The organism is Micrococcus sp. Mcc89 (assembly GCF_024519795.1).
In the GTDB taxonomy this organism is placed as follows: Bacteria; Actinomycetota; Actinomycetes; order Actinomycetales; family Micrococcaceae; genus Micrococcus; species Micrococcus luteus.
Genome location: NZ_JALJRI010000027.1, coordinates 20,232 through 42,673 on the forward strand (window position 1 = coordinate 20,232; position 22,442 = coordinate 42,673).

At 74.1% G+C, this 22,442-nt stretch carries 16 protein-coding genes, 1 tRNA gene and 1 other RNA gene; 9 read left to right on the plus strand and 9 right to left on the minus strand.

Features of this window, described 5'->3' with window-relative positions; genetic code table 11:
• Positions 1–113: 113 nt before the first annotated feature.
• Complete coding sequence (locus NR072_RS03390) at positions 114–3,599, minus strand: DNA polymerase III subunit gamma and tau (RefSeq protein WP_225348890.1); 3,486 nt, start codon at positions 3,597–3,599, stop codon at positions 114–116.
• 78 nt (positions 3,600–3,677) lie between these two features.
• Here NR072_RS03390 and NR072_RS03395 point away from each other — a divergent pair, with 78 nt between their 5' ends.
• Positions 3,678–4,343: a malonic semialdehyde reductase gene (locus NR072_RS03395; protein ID WP_049146682.1), complete on the plus strand. Its 666-nt coding sequence runs from the start codon at positions 3,678–3,680 to the stop codon at positions 4,341–4,343.
• A gap of 39 nt (positions 4,344–4,382) precedes the next feature.
• Here the strand turns inward: NR072_RS03395 and gluQRS are convergent, their stop codons facing one another.
• Positions 4,383–5,369, minus strand: coding sequence for a tRNA glutamyl-Q(34) synthetase GluQRS (gluQRS, locus tag NR072_RS03400; protein WP_135101697.1), 987 nt, complete (start codon positions 5,367–5,369; stop codon positions 4,383–4,385).
• Between the two features lie 16 nt (positions 5,370–5,385).
• An RNA gene (gene ffs / locus NR072_RS03405) (signal recognition particle sRNA small type) lies at positions 5,386–5,482 on the minus strand.
• 155 nt (positions 5,483–5,637) lie between these two features.
• On the opposite strand from ffs, the gene NR072_RS03410 reads away from it, so the two are divergent.
• Positions 5,638–5,723: transfer RNA gene (locus tag NR072_RS03410), tRNA-Ser, on the plus strand.
• A 217-nt stretch (positions 5,724–5,940) separates the two neighbouring features.
• Entirely contained in the window at positions 5,941–7,503 is a 1,563-nt protein-coding gene (locus NR072_RS03415; protein ID WP_225348891.1) for a sodium:alanine symporter family protein, read from the plus strand.
• Between the two features lie 87 nt (positions 7,504–7,590).
• Here the strand turns inward: NR072_RS03415 and poxB are convergent, their stop codons facing one another.
• Together poxB and NR072_RS03425 are read right to left on the minus strand one after the other, a co-directional pair.
• Positions 7,591–9,306, minus strand: coding sequence for a ubiquinone-dependent pyruvate dehydrogenase (gene poxB / locus NR072_RS03420; RefSeq protein WP_078025394.1), 1,716 nt, complete (start codon positions 9,304–9,306; stop codon positions 7,591–7,593).
• A 130-nt stretch (positions 9,307–9,436) separates the two neighbouring features.
• The gene (locus tag NR072_RS03425; RefSeq protein WP_101965625.1) at positions 9,437–10,333 is read right to left on the minus strand and encodes a haloacid dehalogenase; all 897 of its coding nucleotides are present in this window, start codon (positions 10,331–10,333) and stop codon (positions 9,437–9,439) included.
• Between the two features lie 114 nt (positions 10,334–10,447).
• Between NR072_RS03425 and NR072_RS03430 the strand changes: the two genes are divergently transcribed.
• Positions 10,448–11,380, plus strand: coding sequence for a TspO/MBR family protein (locus NR072_RS03430; protein WP_060974368.1), 933 nt, complete (start codon positions 10,448–10,450; stop codon positions 11,378–11,380).
• A gap of 150 nt (positions 11,381–11,530) precedes the next feature.
• The gene (locus tag NR072_RS03435; RefSeq protein ID WP_170079760.1) at positions 11,531–12,541 is read left to right on the plus strand and encodes a thermonuclease family protein; all 1,011 of its coding nucleotides are present in this window, start codon (positions 11,531–11,533) and stop codon (positions 12,539–12,541) included.
• Positions 12,542–12,561: 20 nt separating this feature from the next.
• Here the strand turns inward: NR072_RS03435 and NR072_RS03440 are convergent, their stop codons facing one another.
• The 3 genes from NR072_RS03440 to NR072_RS03450 all read right to left on the minus strand — a co-directional run bounded on the left by NR072_RS03440 (position 12,562) and on the right by NR072_RS03450 (position 16,285).
• On the minus strand, positions 12,562–13,659 hold the full coding sequence (locus NR072_RS03440; protein WP_225348892.1) for a YihY/virulence factor BrkB family protein: 1,098 nt from the start codon (positions 13,657–13,659) through the stop codon (positions 12,562–12,564).
• 108 nt (positions 13,660–13,767) lie between these two features.
• Positions 13,768–15,186, minus strand: coding sequence for an L-serine ammonia-lyase (locus NR072_RS03445; protein ID WP_141843803.1), 1,419 nt, complete (start codon positions 15,184–15,186; stop codon positions 13,768–13,770).
• 184 nt (positions 15,187–15,370) lie between these two features.
• Positions 15,371–16,285 (minus strand): NUDIX hydrolase, encoded by a 915-nt coding sequence (locus NR072_RS03450; RefSeq protein ID WP_063189073.1) that lies wholly within the window; start codon positions 16,283–16,285, stop codon positions 15,371–15,373.
• 179 nt (positions 16,286–16,464) lie between these two features.
• On the opposite strand from NR072_RS03450, the gene NR072_RS03455 reads away from it, so the two are divergent.
• The 3 genes from NR072_RS03455 to NR072_RS03465 are packed head-to-tail and all read left to right on the plus strand — an operon-like array spanning position 16,465 to position 20,025.
• Positions 16,465–17,247, plus strand: a complete 783-nt coding sequence (locus NR072_RS03455) for an electron transfer flavoprotein subunit beta/FixA family protein (RefSeq protein ID WP_063189076.1) — start codon at positions 16,465–16,467, stop codon at positions 17,245–17,247.
• On the plus strand, positions 17,244–18,281 hold the full coding sequence (locus tag NR072_RS03460; RefSeq protein WP_063189078.1) for an electron transfer flavoprotein subunit alpha/FixB family protein: 1,038 nt from the start codon (positions 17,244–17,246) through the stop codon (positions 18,279–18,281). Before NR072_RS03455 ends, NR072_RS03460 begins: the two co-directional genes overlap by 4 nt.
• A gap of 52 nt (positions 18,282–18,333) precedes the next feature.
• Positions 18,334–20,025 carry a cytochrome b/b6 domain-containing protein gene (locus tag NR072_RS03465; RefSeq protein ID WP_256836132.1) on the plus strand — a complete coding sequence of 564 codons (1,692 nt, stop codon included), beginning with the start codon at positions 18,334–18,336 and terminating at the stop codon, positions 20,023–20,025.
• Positions 20,026–20,161: 136 nt separating this feature from the next.
• Here NR072_RS03465 and NR072_RS03470 read toward each other — a convergent pair whose 3' ends face one another.
• Positions 20,162–21,106: a PaaI family thioesterase gene (locus NR072_RS03470; RefSeq protein WP_170079762.1), complete on the minus strand. Its 945-nt coding sequence runs from the start codon at positions 21,104–21,106 to the stop codon at positions 20,162–20,164.
• Between the two features lie 165 nt (positions 21,107–21,271).
• On the opposite strand from NR072_RS03470, the gene NR072_RS03475 reads away from it, so the two are divergent.
• Positions 21,272–22,405: an acyl-CoA dehydrogenase family protein gene (locus NR072_RS03475; protein WP_256836135.1), complete on the plus strand. Its 1,134-nt coding sequence runs from the start codon at positions 21,272–21,274 to the stop codon at positions 22,403–22,405.
• Positions 22,406–22,442: the final 37 nt, after the last annotated feature.

Consider the following 22,442-nt stretch of genomic DNA (forward strand, 5'->3'; position numbering starts at 1 on the left):
GTCTCCCTCGTCCGATGGTGCGTCTCGTGGGGCGTGCGCCCCGACGCGGCGCCGTGGTCCGGCGCCGCGTCCATCATGCCCGCGGCCCCGGACGGCGTACGGGCGCGTTCGCCTCAGGCGTCGTTGGGGCGTTCCTCGAGCAGGCGGCCGCCGAGCACCCGTTCGACGACGGCCCGGCCCACGAGGCCCGAGTCCTCGAGTGGGACGTCGTCGTCGCTGGCGACCTCGTCCTCCCACCCCACCCCGGACGTCGCCGGGGCGGCGGGGCCGGTGTCGGCGGGCCGGGTCGGGCCGCGGCCCTGGGCGGCCTCGCGGGCGGCGCGGATGGCCGCGGCCCGCGCGTCCAACGACGGCAGCGCCGAGGCTCCCCCGGCGGGCTCGACGTCGGCGGGGCGCGCCCCGAGCGAGGCCGCGCTCGGCCGGCCCCCGGCGGGGGAGCCCGGCGAGGCGTCCGGGTCGGGGCCACCGGGAGCGCCGGGGCCGCCGCCCGTCCCGCCGCCGCCGCTCGAGCCCGCGTTTACCGGAGGCTCGAGGGGCCCACCGGCCCGCAGCCGCTCCATGAGCCGCGGGTACATGCTCGCCGGATGGCCCGAACCCGGGAAGTCCGAACCGGTCGGGCCGGCAGCCGCGCGCGGCGCGGCGTCTGCGTCGTCGGCGGGCACGCCCGGGTCAGGGGTCGCGTCGGCCGTGGGCGAGCCCGTGGGGCGCCGCTCCTCGTCCGAGGACGGGCCGGCGCCCGAGGCGGCCGGGTGGAGATCGCGTCGCTCCGTGGCCGCTGCGTCGTCGTCCGGGGCGGGCGACGGCGTGGCAGGCCGGGCGGAGTCACCGTCCGCGGCCGCGCCCGCGCCGTCGTCGAAGCCGGCGGGACGGGTCGCGCCGAAGCGCTTCGCGAACTCGGCGCGCAGCTCCGCCTCCGGACGGGCGAACACGGGGATCGAGTGCTCCTCCTCGCGGACCAGCGGCCCCGGGTCGTAGGCCCGACGGACCTCCTCGGCGCTCGGCTCGCTCTCGCCGGGGGTCGGGGCGTCGGGCTGGACCGGGGAGTCCTGGCCGGCGTCCGGCGCGGCGCCGCCGGGGGCCGGTGCGGCCTGCGGCGGCGCGCCCCAGTCCTCGACCGACGGCACGGGGCCGTCCCAGCCGGCGGCGCCGACGGGCCGCTCCTCGGCGTCCCGGGCCGGCGGGGTCCAGCCCTCGGGGCCGTCCGAGTCGTCCTGCTCCGCGTCCGGGTCGAACGCGGGCAGCGAGTCCCACGGGTCCTCCTCGGGCGGGGGAGCGTCGTCCCAGGCGGGCGGCTCCTCGTCCGGGCCGCCCCAGCCGTCCGCCGGCGGGGCGGGGGCGGGCGTCGTCGACGACGTCGGCGCCGGCCCCCAGGAGGTGGCGGGAGCCGCGGGCGTCCAGGCGGGGGACGGCTCCGGCGTCTGACGCTGCTGCGTGGCCCGGGGCGGAGCGGCCGGCGGCGCCGGATCGTCCTCCGCGGTGGAGGGTGCGGCGGAGCGCGGCGGGGTGGGGCGGGAGGACTCCGGCTCGCGTGGGGCCTGCCCCGGTGCCGGAGCGGGCCGGTTCGGCTGCGCCGTCGGTCGGTCGGGCCGGCCCTGCTGCGGGGCCGGACGCTCAGGCCGGTCCGTCCGCGCCGGGCCGGCCGGGCGAGCGCCGGACTGTGCGCGGGCGTCCCCGGTCGGCGCGTCCCCACCGAGGATCAGATCGAGCCGCGGGCGGATGCCGAGCACCTGGTGGACGGCCTCGCCGAGCACGCGGTCACCGCCCCGGCCGAGCAGCGACTGGCGGGGCCCGTCCTGCTGGAAGCCGATCGTCAGCAACGAGCCGTCGTAGCCCGCGACGCTCGCGTTGTCCTTCACCAGCATCCACACCAGGCGTGAGGCGTCCTCGAGGGCCGTGAGGATGTCCGGCCAGGCCCGGCGGATCATCTCCACCTGGCTCGCCGCCGGGGCGGGCGTGGGGCTCGACGGCGCGGCCGTCTCCTCCGGCCCGTGGGCGGGGGCCGGCGCGGCACCGGTGCGCTCCTGGGCCTGGGACCGGCCCTCGGGCTCGGGCCGGCCCTCAGGCTCGGCGCGGCTCCCGGCCTCCGGGCGGCGCGTGTCCCCGGAACGGGCCCCGACCTCAGCCGGTTCGGGCCGCTTGGGCTGCGGCGGCTGCTGCGGACGCTCGGACCCCGTGGCCCCGGCGGCGGCGTCCCCCTCCGGCGCCTCTGCCGCGGACTGCGGGGCAGGCGGCGTCCAGCGCTCCGGCGGGGCGGTGGACGCGGTCGGCGCGGGCTCCTCCGGCCGCCGCATGGCGGCCCGGGCGAGCGCGGCACCGGTCAGAGTGCCGGAGCCCTCCGCGTTCTCGGCCGATCCGCCGCCGTCCGCGGCGGGCGTGCCGGACCGGGCCGGCGTCGTCGTGCCCTCCGGGGCGCCGTCCTCGACGGGCGCGGCGCCACCGAGCTCCAGGCGCCGTTCGAGGGCCTCGAGGCGGGCGGCCAGGCCGCGGTGCGTCTCGTCCGAGGCAGGCAGCAGCAGGCGCGCCATGAGCAGCTCGAGGTGCAGGCGGGGACTGGTGGCCCCCACCATGTCCGTCAGCGCGAGGTTGGTGACGTCCGCGAGGCGGGAGAGCTCCGCGCGGGAGAGCTGCGCGGCCTGCGCCGACAGACGCCGCACCTGGTCCTCCGGCATGCCGTGCAGGATCGCCCCGGCCTCCTCCGGCAGGGCACGGGCGATCACGAGGTCGCGGAAGCGGTCCAGCAGGTCCTCGACGAAGCGGCGCGGGTCCTGGCCGGACTGCACCACGCGGTCCACCACGCGGAATACGGTGGGGGTGTCGTCCGCGGCGACGGCGTCGATCACGTCGTCCAGCAGGGCTTCCGGGGTGAAGCCGAGCAGGCTCACCGCGAGCTCGTAGGAGACCTGGCCCTCCTGGGCACCCGCGATCAGCTGGTCCAGCACGGAGAGCGTGTCACGCACCGAGCCCGTGCCGGCGCGCACCACGAGCGGCAGCACGCCCTTCTCCACGGACACGCCCTCCTCCGCGCACAGCTGCTCGAGGTAGGCGATGAGCGGCTCCGGCGGCACGAGCCGGAACGGGTAGTGGTGGGTGCGGGAGCGGATGGTCCCGATGACCTTCTCCGGCTCCGTGGTGGCGAAGATGAACTTCAGGTGCTCCGGCGGCTCCTCCACGATCTTGAGCAGCGCGTTGAAGCCCGCCGCGGTGACCATGTGCGCCTCGTCGATGATGAGGATCTTGTAGCGGTCCCGGACCGGGGCGAACGTGGCCCGCTCGCGCAGGCCGCGGGCGTCCTCCACACCGCCGTGCGAGGCCGCGTCGATCTCCAGCACGTCCAGCGAGCCCGGCCCGCCGGTGGCCAGGTCCCGGCACGAGTCGCACTCGCCGCACGGCGTGGGCGTGGGGCCTTGGGCGCAGTTCAGGCAGCGCGCGAGGATGCGGGCGGACGTGGTCTTGCCGCAGCCGCGCGGGCCGGAGAAGAGGTAGGCGTGGTTCACGCGGTCCTTCGCCAGTGCGGTGCGCAGCGGGACCGTGACATGGTCCTGCCCGATCACGTCCTCGAAACGGTCCGGGCGGTAGCGGCGGTACAGGGCGGTGCTCACCCTCGAAAGCCTATCCGGCGGGCGGACGGGCTAAGGGAGCCGGGGAATGCGCCCACCCACCGGCCCGTTCCCTGGCCCATGACCACCACGCACATGCACACCGACGCCGAGGACACGATCCACCCCACGCAGCCGGCCCCGGACGCGGGACCGCTGAGTCAGGCCGAGATCGACCGCCTCTTCGCGGACCGCCACACGACGCAGCTCTTCTCGGACGAGCCCGTCGACCTCGCGCTGATCGAGCGGGCCTACGCGGACCTCCGCTGGGCGCCGACCGCCATGAACAACCAGCCGCTGCGGCTCGACGTCGTGGACAGCCCCGAGGCCCGCGCCCGCCTGGCTCCGCTGATGATCGAGTTCAACCGGGAGAAGACGGAGCGCGCCCCGCTCACGCTGATCGCCTCCTACGACCTCGACTGGCACCGCCACATGGGCCACCTCGCCCCGTTCCGGGAGGGCTTCGAGGAGGATGCCGAGGGCAAGCCGGGCATGCGCGAGGGGATGGGCCGTACGAACGCGCTCATCCAGGTGGGCTACCTGCTCGTGGCCCTGCGCGCGCACGGGCTCGAGGTCGGCCCCATGGCCGGGTTCGACGCTGCCGCCGTGGACGCCGAGTTCCATGCGGACCGTGCGTGGAAGTCCCTCCTGGTGATCAACGTGGGCCACGCCGCCGCAGACGACGAGAAGGCGCAGCAGCCCCGCCAGGGCCGCCTCGACTTCGACCAGGCCGCCCAGGTCCTCTGACCGGGGCCGGGCCTGCGGCGGACCAGGGCGCCGGCCCGCTCAGAGCCCGGTGAACACCCACGGATCACGCGGCAGGGCGGCCGGGTCGAACGCGGGCACGGCGGCCGCCAGCGGTCCCGCGGGCAGGCCGAGGGACTCCAGCAGCCGGTCCCGCACCCGCTCGGGGGTCCACGCCGGGTCCTGCGCGGCGAGGTCCTCGAGGGTCACGGCGCCGTCCCGCTTGGCCAGCCGCCGCCCCTCCGCGTTCAGCACGAGCGGCACGTGCAGGTACTCCACCGCAGGCGTCGGCTCCCCGCGCGCGGCACACAGCGCCCCGGCCAGCCAGCGCTGGCGCGGGGCCGAGTCGAGCAGGTCGTCCCCGCGGACCACCTGGTCCACGCCCTGCGCCAGGTCGTCCACGACGACGGCCAGGTTGTACGCGTACGCCCCGTCGTTCCGTCGCAGCACCAGGTCGTCGACCAGGCCCGTGACCTCGCCGTGCAGCACGTCCACGGCGGTGGCGCGGGGGATCTCGCCCGCCGGCAGGCCAGCGACCTTCGCCGCGTCGATCCGCAGGGCGGCGGGGCGCACCCGCCGTCGCTCGGCCCGCTCGGCCTCGGTCAGGCCACGGCAGGTGCCCGGATAGAAGCCGGGCGGACGCAGCGGCACGGCGCCGCCGGAGGCGGGGGCGCCGTCGTCGGGTCTGGGGTGCGGGGCCGACGTCGCCTCGGCGATGTCCTTGCGCGAGCAGAAGCACTCGTAGACCGCGTCCGTGCCGTGCGCGGCGCGCAGGGCGGCCACGGCGGCGTCGTACAGGGCGGTGCGCTCGGACTGGCGCACCGGCTCGGCGTCCCAATCCAGCCCGACGGCGGCCAGGTCCGCCCGCTGCCCGGCCTCGGCCCCGGAGCGGACGCGGTCCAGGTCCTCGACCCGCAGCAGGAAGGCGCGGTCCGTGGCGCGCGCGGCGAGCCACGCGACGAGCGCAGTGCGCAGGTTGCCCAGGTGCAGGGCTCCCGTGGGGGAGGGGGCGTAGCGTCCGGCGGGCATGGGATCTCCTGGGGAAAGTGAAGACCCCTCACGCACCTGCCAGAGCCCACCTACCCTTGCTACCTTCCGGTCCTGGGGGAGTTCAGCGAGATGACACCACGTGAGGGGCCGCCCACGACTCTACCAGGGTGGCGGTGGGCGGGGCGATTCGGGCCACGGTGAGACCCGGACCGGGCCCTCGCCTCCCGCGGGGGATTGGCGCGGCCCAGGACGATCTGGTTATGATGGAGCCTGCCCTCGCGCGGTCCGCCGCATGAGGGCGCACCAAGGAGGATTCGCCTAGCGGCCTATGGCGCACGCCTGGAACGCGTGTTGGGTTAACAGCCCTCGGGGGTTCAAATCCCCCATCCTCCGCGGGCAAGCCCCGGGACCCCAGTGGTTCCGGGGCTTTTCGCATGTCGGGGACCGCCGTCGACGGGGGAGGGCGCGCCCGGACTCCTCATCCGCCCCGCTGGATGCGAGACGCGGGTCACATTTGCGCGTATCCTTCTCCCCAGTCGTCCGGGACCGCCGGCGGCCGCCGCTCGGAGCTCGCACCGCACCGGCCATCCCCACCCGATCTGGAGACCCCATGTCCTTCGCAGATCTCATCACCGCCGTGAACGACGTCATCTGGTCCCCGGCCCTGATCTGGCTCTGCCTGATCGTCGGCCTCTACTTCACCATCCGGACCATGTTCCTGCAGTTCGTGAACATCCCGGACATGGTGAAGCAGCTCCGCGAGGGCCAGGACTCCGCGGACGGCACCTCGTCCCTCCAGTCCCTCATGATGTCGCTCGCCGGCCGCGTCGGCATGGGCAACATCGGCGGCGTCGCCACAGCCATCGCGTTCGGCGGCCCCGGTGCCGTGTTCTGGATGTGGGTCATGGCCCTGCTCGGCGCCGCCACGTCCTTCATCGAGTCCACGCTCGGCCAGATCTACAAGGAGCGCGACCCGGACACCGGCGAGTACCGCGGCGGCCCGGCGTACTACTTCGAGAAGGCCTACAAGCACACGGCCGCCGCCCCCGCGTTCAAGGTGTACGCCATCCTGTTCGCCGTCGTCACCGTCTTCGCCACCAGCTACTTCCTGCCGGGCGTGCAGGCCAACGGCGTGGCCGCGGCCGTGGGCGAGGCGTGGGCCGTGCCCGCCTGGGTCGTGGCCCTGGCCATGGTCATCCTGCTGGCCTTCATCGTCCTGGGCGGCGTGAAGCGCATCGCGACGTTCGCCGTCTACGTGGTGCCCGTGATGGCCGTGCTGTACATCATCCTCGCGCTGATCGTGCTGTTCCTGAACTTCGACCAGATCCCCGAGGTCTTCGGCTCCATCTTCGCCAGCGCGTTCGGCGTGCACGCCGTGTTCGGCGCGATCCTCGGCCTCGCCATCCAGTGGGGCGTGAAGCGCGGCGTCTACTCCAACGAGGCCGGCCAGGGCACGGGCCCGCACGCCGCCGCGGCCGCCGAGGTCTCGCACCCGGCAAAGCAGGGCTTCGTGCAGGCGTTCGCCGTGTACATCGACACGCTCTTCGTCTGCTCGGCCACCGCGTTCATCATCATCTCCACGGGCGCCTACCGGGTGTACTCGGACGGGTCCGGCTCCGGCCTGCTGTTCGAGGGCATCGTCTCGCCGACGGCCTCCGAGGGCCCGGCCTTCGTCCAGACCGGCTTCGACGCCATGTTCTCCGGCTTCGGCCCCACGTTCGTGGCCGTGGCGCTGGCGTTCTTCGCCTTCACCACGATCGTGGCGTACTACTACATGGCCGAGGTCAACATCGTGTTCCTCACGCGCAACCTGCGCAACGGCATGGTCCGCCGCGTCGCGCTGCGCTTCCTGCAGGCCCTGATCCTCGTGTCGGTGGCCTACGGCGCCGTCGCCACCACGGGTGCGGCCTGGGGCCTCGGCGACATCGGCGTGGGCTCCATGGCCTGGCTGAACATCCTCGGCATCCTGGTGCTGCAGGGCCCGGCCCTCCAGGCCCTCAAGGACTACCGCGCACAGAAGCGCCAGGGTCTCGACCCGCAGTTCGACCCGCGCCCGCTCGGCATCCGCAACGCGGACTTCTGGGAGCACCGCGCCGACGGCCTGATCACCCAGGGCGTCGCCGGCACGGCCGAGCACCCGATCGTCGCCGAGGGCGGCGCCCACCGCGCCTGACCTACCGGCGGGGCTGGGCTCTCCCCGCCCCACCACGACGACGGCCCGGACGCCGCCAGCGTCCGGGGCGTCGTCGTGCGCGGCAGGTCAGAAGAGCTGGCGCAGGTTCGCCTTCGCGAGGTCGAGCAGCTTGGTGCCCTTGCCGTCCAGGACGGTGCGCATGGCGTAGAGCGCGAAGCCCTTGGCTTGCTCGAACTCGATGCTCGGCGGGATCGTCAGCTCCTGACGCTCGGTCTTGACGACCAGCAGCGCCGGCCCGTCGTGGGCGAGGAACTCGCGCATCACCGCGGGCAGGTCCGTCGTGTGGTCCGCGCGGAAGCCCTTGATGCCGATCGCCTCCGCGATCGCCGCGAAGTCCGGGTTCTCCAGGCTCGTCCCGTAGGGGACGAACCCGGCGGCCATCATCTCGAGCTCCACGAAGTTCAGCGAGTCGTTGTCGAACACGAGCGTCTTCACGGGCAGGCCGTTCTGCACGAACGACATCAGCTCGCCGAGCATCATGGCCAGCCCGCCGTCGCCGGCCATCGCCACCACCTGGCGGGTGGGGTCGACCGCCTGGGCGCCGACCGCCTGGGTGACCGCGTTGGCCATGGAGCCGTGGGACAGGGAGCCGATGATCCGGCGGCGCCCGTTCATCGTCAGGTACCGGGAAGCCCAGATCACGGGGGAGCCGACGTCGGGCAGGAACACCACGTCGTCGTCGGCCAGCTCGTCGAGGAGGCGGGCCACGTACTGCGGATGCACGCGTCCGCGTCCCGGGGAGGCCAGCTGGTCGAGGTCCTTGCGGGTCTTGGCGTAGTGCTTGAGCGCCTTGTCCAGGAACGCCGACGACGAGTTCCCGCGCAGCAGCGGCAGCAGGGCCTGGGCCGTCTCCTTCACGCCGCCCACGAGCGGCACGTCCACGGCCACCCGTCGGCCGATCTGCTCGCCGCGCACGTCCACCTGGATGACCGTGGCGTCCTCGGGGTAGAACTGCCGGTACGGCAGGGAGGAGCCGAGGATCAGCAGCGTCTCGGCCTCCTTGAGCGCGTGGTAGCCGGAGGCGAAGCCGAGCAGGCCGGTCAAGCCGACGTCATACGGGTTGTCGTACTCGATCCGGTCCTTGCCGCGCAGCGCGTGGACGATCGGGGCCTGCAGGCGCTCCGCCAGGGCCACGACCTCGTCGTGGGCGCCGGCCGCACCCGCGCCGGCCAGGATGGTGATCCGCTTGGACGAGTCCAGGGCCTCGGCGGCCTCGCGCAGCACGGAGTCCGCCGGGATGACGCGGGACGGCGTGTGACGGATCACCTCGGGCTTCGCGGAGAGCTCGGTGAGGGCCACGTCGCCCGGGATCACGAGCACGGCCACGCCCCGCTGCTCGACGGCGGCCCGCATCGCGGTGCGCAGCATGCGGGGCATCTGGTCCGCCGAGGAGACGTGCTCCACGTAGACGGAGCACTCGCGGAACAGGTCCTGCGGGTGGGTCTCCTGGAAGTAGCCCGAGCCGATCTCCTCCGAGGGGATGTGCGCGGCGATCGCGAGCACCGGAGTGCGCGAGCGCTGCGCGTCGAACAGGCCGTTGATCAGGTGGAGGTTGCCCGGACCGCACGAGCCCACGCAGACCGCGAGCTCGTCCGTGAGCTGGGACTCGGCGGAGGCGGCGAAGGCCGCGGTCTCCTCGTGCCGGGTGTGCACCCACTGGATGCCGCCGTGGGAGCGCAGGGCCTCGGTCAGCCCGTTGAGGGAGTCCCCGGGCACGCCGTACATGCGGCGCACGCCCGAGGCGTGGAGGGTCTCGACGATGTTCTGGGCGACGGTGGCCACGGTGGAACCTCTCTCTGGTCGGGAGGCGCCCGGGCCGGTTCGGCAGGGGCGCGGCATTCCCTTCCACGCTAGGGGTCGAGGTCCAGGCCCGGGGAGGGTCGGCCGCCCGCAGAGGGGGCGTCCGGCCTGGTCAGCGCAACAGGTCGCGCTCCACCCAGCGCAGCAGGGACTCGCCCGCCCGCTCGTGGACGTCGTCGGCGTCGCCGATGCCGCGTTCGGCGAGGATCGCCGCCGTCACCACGCCGTAGGGCTTCTCGGGGACGCCGTCGGCGGGCCGCACGTCCATGTGCTCCACGGCGAGTCCGCGCTCGTGCAGCCGGTCGGCCATGGCGTAGTCGCTGCGCGAGTCGCCCGCGGTGAGCCAGCGTTCGGGCACCGGGGTGCCCGCCTCCGCCAGCAGGTCGAAGCAGCGCTCGACGCCCAGGTCCTTGCCGGAGGAGCGGTGCTCGACGTCCACCGAGATCACCGAGGGGGCCACGCGCACCTCCTCGGCGAGTCCGCGCTCGGCGAGCAGATCCTCGACGCGCGCGGCGACGTCGTCGCGCACCCGCTCGTACTCCGTCTGGTCCGCGCCCACTGTCTTCTCGAGGGAGACCATGGCCAGCTTGGTGTGGTCCGTGAACTGCAGGTCCCCGGCGCGCTCATCGTTGAGGGCCCAGATTGCATCACGGGTGTCCGCGTCGATGGCCATGTCCGGGTCGGTGCGGAGCCAGTCCGGGGCGGTGCCGTCCACGGTGACGTCGGGCAGGTCCCCGGAGGGCACCGCGGAGAACGGGAACCACACGGCGCCCTTCTCGCAGATCGCGTGGAAGGGAGCGTCGTCCGGGAGGCCCGCGTCGCGCAGCGGGGCGATCAGGTTGTGCAGGAGGAAGTCCGTGGAGCGGCCCGTGTTGAAGCCGACCGGCACCCCGCGCCTCGCGAGGCGGACGAGCACGTCGATGATCCCCTCCGGCACGGTCCGGGTCTCGGTGGAGGCCACGGGGGCGTCCACGTCCAGCAGGAGTCCTATCGGGGAGGAAGTGCGCATGCCCCCACCCTAGGCCGCGGTGGCCCGTGCCCGCGATGGGCCCGGCGGCTACGCTGACCCTGAGACCCGCCCCGCCCGGGGCACACCCCCGACGATCACCCCACGGGAGCACCCATGAGCACCGCCACCGACCTCGGCCCGTCCCGCAGCCCCTTCGGCCCCGACGCCGCGGCGCGCGTCCCCAGCTCGGGGACGGGGCTGTCCTCGACGGGCGGCCGGGTGGCCATGCTCGTGGTCGTGATCCTCGCGGTCGTGGCCGCGTTCCTGGGCTCCGGCGTCGTCGGCGGCCTGACCCCCGTGGCCGAGGCCGCGGGCGGCTGGCTCGGCCCGGACGCCACCTGGGTGTCCCCGGCGACCCCCGCGTTCGGCATCTGGTCCGTGATCTACGCGGGGCTGCTGGCGTACGCCGTGTGGCAGTTCCTCGCCTCGGCCCAGTCCGCCCGTCACGACCGCCTGCGACCGTGGATCCTGGTCTCGGTGCTGCTCAACGCCGCGTGGATCTGGACGGTGCAGGCCGGGCTGCTGGGGCTGAGCGTCGTGGTGATCGCGCTGCTGCTGGCGTGCCTGGCGTGGATCCTGGTGCTCCTCGAATCCGTCCGCGCGCACAGCTGGGGTGAGCGGATCCTCCTGGACGGGGTGCAGGGCCTGCATCTGGGCTGGGTCTCGATCGCCGCCGTGGCGAACCTGGCCGCGTGGCTGGCCTCGACCGGCGTCGTCGGCGATCCGGGGCAGTCGTCCCTCTGGGCGAAGGTGATGCTCGTGGTGGCCGTGCTGATCGGTGCGTTCACGGCCGTGTACAACGGCGGCCGCCCGGCTCCGGCGTTCGCGCTCGCGTGGGGTCTGGTGTGGATCGGCGTCGGCCGCGCGGACGGCACGGGGCTGCTCTCGGGCAGCCTCGCCCTCCTGGCGTGGGGCGGCGCGGCGATCGTCCTGCTGTGCTGGCTGGCCGCGCTGCTGCTCTCCCGCCGGTCCGCGACGGGCGAGGCCCGCGACCTCGTCCTCGACGCCCTCGACGGCGGCGGCGACCCCATCGACGGCCGCCGCTGACCCCCGTCGTCGTTGACGGAACGGGGGACGAGGCTGTTGTGACGTGCAGCAACCCCTGTGCCTCCCACATGCGATGATGTGGTGATCCGAAGGCCCCGCCTCACGGCGGGGCCTTCGTCATGTCCCCGTCCCTTCCCCTCCAGGATCCTCGTGCCCCTTGCCCGTCTGCGCGCGGCGCTCCCCGCGGCCGCACTGTCTCTGCTCCTGCTCACCGGCTGCACCGCCACCGACGACGGCGTCACCCCGGAGAGCGCCGCCGACACCTCCGCGTCGGTCAGCACGATGCCGACGACGCCCACCCCGTCCGTCGACGCGGCCGCGACGAGTCGCGCCGCTGCGTCGTCGCTGGCCGCCTCATCCTCCGCCGCGCAGAGCTCGCGCGCCGCAGCGTCGTCCTCGAGCGGGGCCGCCGAGTCGCGTGCCGCACGTGCCGCGGAGGAGTCGCGTACTGCTGAAGGCTCCCGCAGTGCCGAGCCGGCGGCGCCCGCCGCCCCGGCCGACGTCGAGGGAGACGTGGTCACGGTCGAGTCGATCTCGGACGGCGACACGCTCCGCGTGACCCTCGGCGAGGTGTCCACGCGGGTGCGCCTGCTCAACATCGACACCCCCGAGACCCGTCACCCCTCGAAGCCGGTCGAGTGCATGGGCCCGGAGGCGACGGCGGCGCTGAAGTCGATGATCAGCCCCGGCGACACGGTGGTGCTGCGGTACGACCGCCGGCTCTACGACCGCTATGACCGCCTCCTCGCCGGCGTGTACGCCGACGGCGTCCTGGTCAACGCCGAGATGGCCCGCCTGGGCTATGGCGAGCCGGCGGTCTTCGACGGCAACGACCGTTTCCTGCCCGAGGTCGAGGCGGCGTGGGAGCAGGCCCGGGCGAACGGCGTCGGCAGGTTCTCCGGGGAGTGCGGCACCGCGGCCGAGCCCATCCCGGAGGCGGCCCCGGCCCCCGCCCCGGAGGCGGCCCCCGCGGCCGGCGACGCGGGGCCGGTGCGCGGAGCCGACTCCGTGTGCCCGGACTCCCACCCGGTCAAGGCCAACGACAACTCGGGCATCTACCACATGCCCGGTCAGCAGCACTACGGCAAGACCAACGCGCGCAACTGCTACGCCTCCGCCGCCGCGGCCCAGGCGGACGGCTACCGGGCGGCCCGGCGCTGAGGGCGCCGCATCGGGTGCGGTCAGCGGCCCTCGTGGACCGCCCGCAGCTCGTAGCCGCGCTCCTCCACGGCCGTCTGCTTCTCGGCGCGCTTCTCCACCCCGGCCACGTCCTTCGGGGGCAGCTGCACCCGAGCCTCGGCGGGCAGGCCGGCTTCGAGCTGGCGGGCACGCTCCACCTCGGCGTCGACCTCCAGGCCGAGCAGCAGCACGATGTTGAAGATCCACAGGGCGAACAGCAGCGCCATGATCGTGCCGATCGCGCCGTACGCCGAGTAGCCGGCGAACTGCGTGAAGTACACGGACAGGGCCACCGCGGCCAGCACCATGCCCACCAGCGCCACGATGTTGCCGGGGCCGAAGAGGTGGAAGCGCGGCTTCTGGACGTTCGGGGTGGTGTAGTACAGGGTCGCGATCAGCACCAGCAGGATCAGGACGACGACGGGCCACTTCACCCACGCCCACACCGGCAGGAACGTGTCCGAGAGGAAGTTCACCACGCCGGTCATGCCGAGCGGCCCGGCGATCGGCTGGAGGAAGCCGTCCACGAGTGAGCGGTTCAGCGCCAGCGAGATCAGCACGACCACGATGCCCACGATCAGGATGAGCGTGGTGAGCAGGTTGGTCAGCGTCAGCTTCACCAGGCCGCGGCCCTCCTCGTAGCCGTACACCGTGTTGGCCGAGCGATTGAACGCCTTCACGTACGCGGAGGCGGACCACAGGGCGGTCGCGATGCCGATGACGAGGGCGATGATCCCGCCGCCTGAGGCGGCCGAGTCGCTCATGGTGGTCACCAGGTTCGTGACGAGCGCCTGGTAGTCGCTCGGGACCAGACCGGTCAGCTGCCCCAGCAGATCGTCGATGGCTCCGCGGTTGGAGGCGAGCACGAGGGACAGGATGGAGAACACGGCCAGCAGCGAGGGGGCCAGCGAGAGCACCAGGTAGTAGGTGAGCTTCGCGGCCAGGTCGGTGCCGCCGTCGTTGCCGAACTCCTTGAGCGCGCGCGTGAGCGCGTACTTCCAGCCGGCGCCGTCGAGCTTCACCCCCTTGAGCCGCTCGGCACGCTGGTCGGGATCGATCTTCGCGGCCTCCAGGGTCGCGTCCACAGGATGAATGGCCACGTCGGTCCTCTCGCGCTCGGGGGGCAGGGTGCGGATCGGGCCCCACGCTAGCGGACGGGTGCCCCGTCCGTCCCGACCGGAGCGGCGCTGGGCCGCGGACCCGGGCGATCAGCACTCGATGACGTTCACGGCCAGGCCGCCGCGCGAGGTCTCCTTGTACTTGGACTTCATGTCCGCGCCGGTGTCGCGCATGGTCTTGATGGCCTGGTCCAGGGTCACCCGGTGCGAGCCGTCCCCGAGCAGCGCCAGCCGGGCCGCGTTGATGGCCTTCACCGACGCGATCGCGTTGCGTTCGATGCACGGCACCTGGACCAGGCCGCCCACGGGGTCGCACGTCAGCCCGAGGTTGTGCTCGATCCCGATCTCGGCCGCGTTCTCCACCTGGTCCACGGTGCCGCCGAGCACGGCGCACAGCGCGCCCGCCGCCATGGAGCAGGCCGAGCCGACCTCGCCCTGGCAGCCGACCTCGGCGCCGGAGATGGAGGCGTTGCGCTTGTACAGGATGCCGATCGCCGCCGCGGTGAGCAGGAACTCGACCACCTTGTCGTCCCGCTCCTGCTGCGTGGCGCCCTTGGGGAGCACGAAGCGCATGTAGTAGAGCATGACGGCCGGGATGATGCCCGCGGCGCCGTTCGTGGGCGCGGTGACGATGCGCCCGCCCGAGGCGTTCTCCTCGTTCACCGCGAGCGCGAAGAGGTTGACCCACTCCATGGCCCACATGGGGTCGGTGCGGTCGGTGGTCTGCAGCAGGTGCTCCCGCAGCGCGGGGGCCCGACGGCGGACCTGCAGTCCGCCGGGCAGGATCGGCTCGGTGCGGGTCACGCCGTTGTGGACGCATTCCTCCATGACGGCCCAGATGGCCAGCAGCCGGGTGCGCAGCTCGTCGAGGTCGTGCCGGGTGGCCTCGTTGGCGAGCATGAGCTCCGCGATGCTCAGGCCCGCCTCGTGGCAGCGGGCGGCGAGCTCGGCGCCCGTGGAGAAGGGGTACGGTTCGCCGGTGTCGCCGTCGTCGGTGCGGTTGACGTCCTTGGTGGCGTCCAGCTCGGCCTCGAGCTCGTCCGAGGTGACCACGAAGCCGCCGCCCACCGAGTAGTAGTCGCGGGTGTGAAGCTGTTCGCCGGCGTCGTCGTAGGCGGTCAGACGCATGCCGTTCGGATGCCCGGGCAGGGACTCGCGCATGTGCAGCGTCAGGTCGCCCTGCCGGTCGAAGGCGATCTCGTGGCGCCCGTCCAGGGGCAGCCGGCCGCCCGTGACGATCTCCTCCACGAGCCCGGTGCAGGCGTCCGGGTCGATGGTCTCAGGGTCCTGGCCGGCCAGGCCGAGCAGCACCGCGGTGTCCGAGCCGTGGCCCACGCCGGTGGCCGCCAGCGAGCCGAACAGCTCGGCGTGCACGCGGGCCGTGCGCTCGAGGACGCCGTGCTGGCCCATGCTGTCCGTGAAGCGGCGGGCGGCGCGCATGGGTCCCACGGTGTGGGACGAGGACGGGCCGATGCCGATCGAGAACAGGTCGAGGACGCTGAGCGCCATGCAGTGCTCCTAGGGTGCGAGCGGGACGCGCGGTGGCCGGGGGTGGGGGCCGGACGCGCGGAGCCGGGAGATCCAGTGCAGACCAGACTAGGGGCACGGGGCCCTGCAGGCCATGGGGTCGCGGCTCGCGGTCCGCGCTGCTCTCCGGCCCGTCACCCACCGCACGGCCCGGAGCCGGGAGCGCTCAGAGGATGTTGTCCTTGGACTCCTCCACCTGCGCGGCCGCGCGGAACGCCGTCAGGTCACGCAGATACTCGTCCGCGTGGGGGAACACGGGCCCCTGCCCGGCCACGAGCATGACCCCCTCGAGGGGCTCGAACCGGGAGCGGCCCGCGTGGATGTCCTCGCCGGCGTCGACCAGGGTGCGCAGCTGCCACCATGTGGGGGCCATCAGGTTGACCTTGCCGGCCCGGAAGCGGCGCAGCAGCTCGGCGGGGGACGCCCAGCCGTGGCTGGCCGCCTCGGAGGACATCCGCTCGGGGGACTGACCCTGCGGCAGGTGGACGGCGAAGAAGAACGTGTCGTAGCGGCGCGGGCCCCCGTGCGGGGTGATCCACCGGGACCACGGCACGAGCGCGCCGGCGTCGGGGCGCAGCCCCTCGCGGTCGAGCAGCTCCCCGAAGTCCACCTCGTGGCGCTCGACGGCGTCGCGCAGCTCGTCGGGGAACGCGGCCACCCGGGCCGGGTCCACGGGAGTGCCGGTGACGGCGTCCCGGGCCAGGAGCACTCCGGTCTCCTCGAACGTCTCGCGGACGGCGGCGGCCAGCACGCGACCGGCGCCCTCGGCGGGGTCGAGCTCCGTGAGGGTGCCGTGGGCGTCCACGGGCTCGTGCGGCAGCCCCAGGCGCCGGCCCCACTCGGCCAGATCCGTGCCCTCCCACAGCCGGTCCGGCAGGTCGTCCGCGGGGTCCACGCGGCCGCCGGGGAAGGCCGTGGCGTGGGCGCTGAAGGCCATGGTCCCGGCGCGGCGGACGGTGAACACCGAGATCTCGCCGCCGGCCCCGGGTCTGACCAGCACGAGGGAGGAGGCGGGCACCGCCGGGACCCGGGGCCGGTCCTCGGCGGCCGACGGCTCGGCGGGCGGGGCGGCGGGGCTCACGGTGCCTCCTCGGTTCGGGCGATCATGGTCCGGACGCGCGGGCCGACGACGGCGGCCCCGGCCGCTCCCGCGCGGGGGTCATGCGGCCCGGATGTGCGCGGACCCGTAGTCTGTAGCGTAAGTCGCCGCGCTCGGGGCGGAGGCCCCGGGGCGAGACCGCGACCCAAGGAGGAGAGGCCGTGAAGATCCTGGTGCTGGCCAAGCAGGTGCCGGACACGTGGCAGGAGCGTGAGCTGAGCCTGGAGACCGGCTGGGTGGTGCGCGACGGCGCGGCCGAGCCCGTGCCGGACGAGATCAGCGAGCGCGTCATGGAGGTCGCCCTGGGCTGGCGGGACGCCGGCGCGGACATCGAGGTCGTGGCCCTGACGGTGGGCCCCGAGGACTCCTCGAAGACCCTGCGCAAGATGCTGGCCATGGGCGCGGACTCCGCCGTGCAGATCACCGACGACGCACTCGTCGGCTCGGACGCCGTGCAGACGGCTCGCGTGATCGCCGCGGCCGTCGAGAAGGAGGGCGCCGACCTCGTGCTCGCCGGCACGCTGTCCACGGACGGAGGCACCGGCGTGGTGCCCGCCATGGTCGCCGAGCTCCTGGAGCGGCCCTACCTGCCGCACGCCGAGGCCCCCGAGCTGGCCGACGGCGAGCTGACCGGCACCGTGGCGACCTCGGACGCGGACGTGCGCGCCGCCGTCGCCCTGCCCGCCGTGGCGGGCCTGACGGAGAAGACCGCGGAGCCGCGGTTCCCGAACTTCAAGAACATCATGGCGGCCAAGAAGAAGCCGCTCACCGTGCTGTCCCTGGCCGACCTCGGCATCGCCGCGGGCCCGGCCGAGGCCGCCTACCGCTCCGTGATGGTCTCGGCGGACACGCGTCCCGAGCGTGCCGCGGGCGAGAAGGTCACCGACGACGGCACCGCCGCCGAGCGGCTGGTGGAGTTCCTCGCGGGTCGGGGGCTCGTGTGAGCGCGAACGTGGAGGAGACCGAGATGACGACGCAGACCGACGCCGCGAACAGCGGCCAGACCGTGCTGGTGCACGCCGAGATCGGCGCGGACGGAGCGCTCCGCCCGATCGTGGCCGAGCTCCTCGGCGCCGCCGCCACCGTGGGCGTGCCCGAGGCCGTCCTCGTGACCGGCGCGGAGGGCAGGGACGCCGCCGTCGCCCGTCTGGGGGAGTACGGCGCCACGCGCGTCCACGTCCTCGTGGCCGACGACGCCGCCACCACCCTGGGCGACGCCGCCGTGCAGGCCCTCGCCGCCGCGACCGCCCGCACCGCGCCCGTGGCCGTGCTGCTCTCCGGCAGCCCCGAGTCCCGCGCGGTGGCCGGCCGCCTGTCCGTCCGCGCCCGCGGCCCCGTCTGCGCGGATGCCGTGGGGCTGCGCTGGGCCGACGACGAGGTCATCGCCCGCCACTCCGTGTTCGGCGGCGACTACCTCAGCGAGTCCACCGGCGAGGGCGGCCCCCGGATCATCACCGTGCGCCCCGGCGCCGTCGCGGACCGGGCCCCGGCCGTCGAGGCGCCCGAGGTCGTGGAGCTGGCCGCCGCCGAGCTCGGCCCGGTGACCGCCGGCGCCCGGGTGCTCGAGGTGAACGCCCGCACGCAGAACTCCGCCCGTCCGCCCCTGCGCGGCGCGAAGACCGTCGTCGCCGGCGGTCGCGGCGTGGGCTCCGAGGAGGGCTTCGCGATCGTCGAGCAGCTCGCCGACGAGCTCGGCGCCGCCGTGGGCGCCTCGCGTGCCGCCGTCGACTCCGGCTACACCGCGGCCGAGCGCCAGGTGGGCCAGACCGGCGTGATCGTGTCCCCGAACCTGTACATCGCCCTCGGCATCTCCGGCGCCATCCAGCACCTGGCCGGCATGAAGACCGCCAAGACCATCGTGGCGATCGACAAGAACGAGGACGCCGAGATCTTCGAGCACGCCGACTTCGGCGTGGTCGGGGACATCTTCCAGGTGGTCCCGCAGGTCATCGAGCAGCTGCGCACCCGCCGCGGCTGAACCGGTGCGGGCGCGGTCCGCTGCGGACCGCGCCCCTCGGACGAGGAGAAGCATGCCCAAGCAGCGAATGGCCGGCTACGTCCCCCTGAAGGGCGCCCCGGCCGAGACCGAGCCCGCCCCCGCCCCGGCGCAGGACACCACGACGGCGCCCCCCGCCTCGGCCGCGGCCGCCGTCCCGGTGGCGCCGACCGCGCCGACGTCGGGCCTCACGCCCCTGTCCGCGCGACGCCGCATGGCCGGGTACGTCCCGTTCGCCCGCGAGGCCGAGTGGCTCGGCGGCGCCCCCGCCCCGGCCGCGGGATCGATCCCGGCCGCCGCCCCGGCGCGGTCCGTCGCGCCCGAGCCGATCGCCGCCTCGGCGTCCCCGACGCGGGCCCCCGCACCCGCGGAGACCGAGCCCGTCGTGCCGGACGTGGCGGCCGTCGTCGCCTCCGCGACCGGTGCGCCGGCCGCGGCCGGGGTGGGCGCTCCCGTGGAGTCCGACCTCGTGCCGCTCGCGAAGCGGCGACGCATGGCCGGGTACGTGCCGTTCGCCCGGGAGGGGGAGTGGTTCACCGAGCTCGCCGCCGTGGGCGGCCCCACCGCGCCGGAGATGGTGGCGCAGGAGGTCGTCGCCGAGCCGGCCACCGCCGAGCCCGCCGCCGCGGAGCCGGCCGATGCGGAACCGGCCGTCGCCGCCCCCGTGGCCGCGGCGCCGGCTGCGGAGCCGGCTCCCACCGCGCCGGACACCCGTTCGGCCCCGCCGGCCTCCACCGCGCAGCCGCCCCGGGCCGCCCCCGGGGCCGCCACCGGCACGCCCGCTCGGGCCGCGGAGACGGACGCCGCCGAATCCGCCGCCCCGTCCCGCCTGCGCAAGGCGCTGCCGGCGGTGGCCGGCGTCGTCGTGCTGGCGCTGCTCGCAGTGCTGGCCGGACGCTGGCTGCGGAGCCTCGACCCGGTGGCGGACTTCATCGCGACCTACGACGGGCACCCGGTCCTGCCCGAGGGCACCCCCGAGGGGATGCCCTGGTGGATGGGCTGGCAGCACTTCCTGAACATGTTCCTGATGGTGCTGATCATCCGGACGGGCCTGCAGATCCGTCACGAGACGCGGCCGCCGGCCAACTTCACTCCGACGAAGGACGGCCTGTTCTCCGCGCGGGGCAACACCCCGAAGAAGTTCTCGCTCACCATCTGGACGCACCAGGCCCTCGACGCGCTGTGGCTGCTCAACGGCGTGATCTTCGTGGTGCTGCTGATCGTCACCGGCCACTGGGCGCGGATCGTGCCCACGGACCCGCACGTGTTCCAGCACGCCCTGTCCGCCGGCATCCAGTACCTGTCCCTGGACTGGCCCACGGAGAACGGCTGGGTGCATTACAACGCGCTGCAGATGCTCTCCTACGCGCTGGTGGTGTTCGTGGCCGCCCCGCTCGCCGCCCTCACGGGCTGGCGCATGTCCTCGTGGTTCCCCACGGAGGCCAAGGGACTGAACAAGGCGTTCCCCATGGAGGTGGCCCGCAAGGTGCACTTCCCGGTGATGGTCTTCTTCGTGGCGTTCATCGTGGTGCATGTGTTCCTCGTGGCCTTCACGGGCCTGCTGACGAACCTGAACCACATGTACACCTCGCGCGGCGGGGCCACCGACGCGTGGGGCCTCGTGGTGTTCCTCGTGAGCGTGGCGGTCACCGCCGCCGCGTGGTTCTTCCTGAAGCCCGCCTTCACGGCCCCCGTGGCCTCCCGGTTCGGCACCGTGGGCCGCTGAGCCGGCCGCACGACGACGGCCCCTCCTCCTCCCACCGGGACTTTCGAACGTGATCTCGGGGGAATGAGCGCTTTCGAACGTGGGATAGGCCCTTTCTCACGTTCGAAAGCGCTCGGGTGCTCGGGCGTGCGGGGCGTCAGCTCCGGGCGGCGCGGAAGGTGACCTGCACCTGGACCATCGGCTTGTCGGCCACGGGGACGCCGTCGGCGCCGGCCGGCACGAGGTCCACCTCCACGAGGCGCAGGGACCGGCCGGCGTGTCGCACCCGTGTGAGGGCGACCATCTCGCCATGCCCCGGGCGCACGAACACCACGCGCACAGCCTGGACGTCGTAGCGCTCGCGGTCCGGCATGGCCGCCTGCGCGGCGGTGACCGCCCGCAGCGTCATGGCCCCGCCGTGGACCGCGCCCGACGGGTTGGCCAGCTCCGGCTTCGGGGCGAAGCGGGCGCCCGCGGTCGCCGCGGCGTCGACGGCGGGGCGCACGTCCGGATCAGCCGTCGGCAACGACTCGGGGCGGGCGGCCAGCAGCCCCGGCATGGGCACGCGGGTCTCGGCCCCGCGGGGCAGCCGTCCGGCCCAGACGAACTCGGCCATCCGCTCCGGCGCTCCGGCCGGCACCGACTGGAACCAGCCGGTCGCCTCGACCACGCGACGCCCGTCCGCGTCCTCGAGCCACGCGCGGGCCACGCCGCCGGCAGCATCCCAGGCCAGCGGGCGGGTCCAGCACTCCAGCAGCGGGCCGTCCTCGTCCCCGGCCGCGACCGCCGCGTCGAAGGCGGGCAGCGGGCCGAGCACGTTGACCTGCAGCTCGGTGGTGACCACGGTCTCGATGTCTCGGGCCGCGTGGTGCACGGCCACCGCGGTGGCGTTGTCCATGATCACGGTGGCCGCCGCGCCGGTGGGCCGGCCGTCCAGGTCGAGGCACCACGGGCCGACCTCGAACGCGGCCGGGTTGAGGGCGCCGTCCCGCTCGGTCATCAGCGCGTGGCGGCGGATGCCGAACAGCTGTTCCGTGCGGCCGGAGGGGTGGGAGCGGGGGCCGGTGGGCGAGTCCGCGGTGGGGCTGGTGGTGGTCTGCACGGGGAGCACGCTAGCCCACGGCCCGGCGGCGACACGGCTGATCATTGGATGTCCTATTATCATGGTGACGACAGTCACACCCTGTCGCCGCCCGCGGTGTCACCCCCGCACCACCCCGTCGTGGACCGCCCGCCCGGCCGGCCCGAGTCCCAGGAGGACGAACCCATGTTCCCCATCACCGACGACCAGAAGGCCCTGGTCGACGCCGTCCGCGACTTCACCGAGCAGCGCGTCGCCCCGCACGCCCTCGACTGGGACGCCGAGAAGCACTTCCCGGTGGACGTCCTCGCCGAGGCCGGCGAGCTCGGCCTGGGCGGCCTCTACGTGGGGGAGGAGCACGGCGGCACCGGCCTGGAGCGCACGGACGCGATCCTGATCTTCGAGGAGCTCGCCAAGGCGGACCCGGCCTTCGCCGCCTACATCTCCATCCACAACATGGTCGCCTGGATGATCGACTCCTTCGGCAGCGACGAGCAGCGCGCCCGCTGGATCCCCGACCTCGTGGGCATGGAGCACCTGGCCAGCTACTGCCTCACCGAGCCCGGCGCCGGCTCGGACGCGGCCGCGCTGAAGACCCGCGCCGTCCGCGACGGCGACCACTACGTCCTCAGCGGCGTCAAGCAGTTCATCTCCGGCGCCGGCGCGTCCGACTGCTACGTGGTGATGTGCCGCACCGCGGACACGGGCGCCCGGGGGATCTCCGCCGTCGTGGTCCACAAGGACACCCCCGGCCTGTCCTTCGGCCCCAACGAGAAGAAGATGGGCTGGCACACCCAGCCCACGCGCCAGGTGATCTTTGAGGACGTCCGCGTGCCCGTGGCCGACCGCCTCGGCGAGGAGGGCGACGGCTTCCGCATCGCCATGAAGGGCCTCAACGGCGGCCGCCTGAACATCGGCGCTTGCTCGATCGGCGGCGGCCTGGCCGCCCTGGACAAGGCCACCCGCTACCTCAAGGAGCGCAGCGCGTTCGGCGAGCCGCTCACCACCAAGCAGGCCCTCGTGTTCGAGCTCGCGGACATGTCCGTGAAGCTGGAGACCGCCCACACGATGCTCATGCGCGCCGCGGACGCCCTGGACCGCAACGACCCGGACACCGTGCGCCTGTGCGCCATGGCCAAGCTCGTGGCCACCGAACACGGCTACGAGGCCGCCGACACCGCCCTGCAGCTGCACGGCGGCTACGGCTACCTGCACGAGTACGGCGTGGAGAAGCTCGTCCGGGACCTGCGCGTGCACCGGATCCTCGAGGGCTCCAACGAGATCATGCGCATGATCGTGGGCCGCGGCCTGATCGGCTGACGTCGGGGGCCCCGCCCGGTCGCCCCACACAGCACGG

What these genes read in the sequence shown, in the direction of transcription:
- NR072_RS03415 (WP_225348891.1), top strand. Translation starts at nt 5,941, where the DNA reads ATGTCCTTCGCAGATCTCATCACCGCCGTGAACGACGTCATCTGGTCC.
- NR072_RS03465 (WP_256836132.1), top strand. Translation starts at nt 18,334, where the DNA reads ATGCCCAAGCAGCGAATGGCCGGCTACGTCCCCCTGAAGGGCGCCCCG.
- NR072_RS03395 (WP_049146682.1), top strand. Translation starts at nt 3,678, where the DNA reads ATGACCACCACGCACATGCACACCGACGCCGAGGACACGATCCACCCC.
- NR072_RS03425 (WP_101965625.1), bottom strand. Translation starts at nt 10,333, where the DNA reads ATGCGCACTTCCTCCCCGATAGGACTCCTGCTGGACGTGGACGCCCCC.
- NR072_RS03445 (WP_141843803.1), bottom strand. Translation starts at nt 15,186, where the DNA reads ATGGCGCTCAGCGTCCTCGACCTGTTCTCGATCGGCATCGGCCCGTCC.
- NR072_RS03430 (WP_060974368.1), top strand. Translation starts at nt 10,448, where the DNA reads ATGAGCACCGCCACCGACCTCGGCCCGTCCCGCAGCCCCTTCGGCCCC.
- NR072_RS03475 (WP_256836135.1), top strand. Translation starts at nt 21,272, where the DNA reads ATGTTCCCCATCACCGACGACCAGAAGGCCCTGGTCGACGCCGTCCGC.
- gluQRS (WP_135101697.1), bottom strand. Translation starts at nt 5,369, where the DNA reads ATGCCCGCCGGACGCTACGCCCCCTCCCCCACGGGAGCCCTGCACCTG.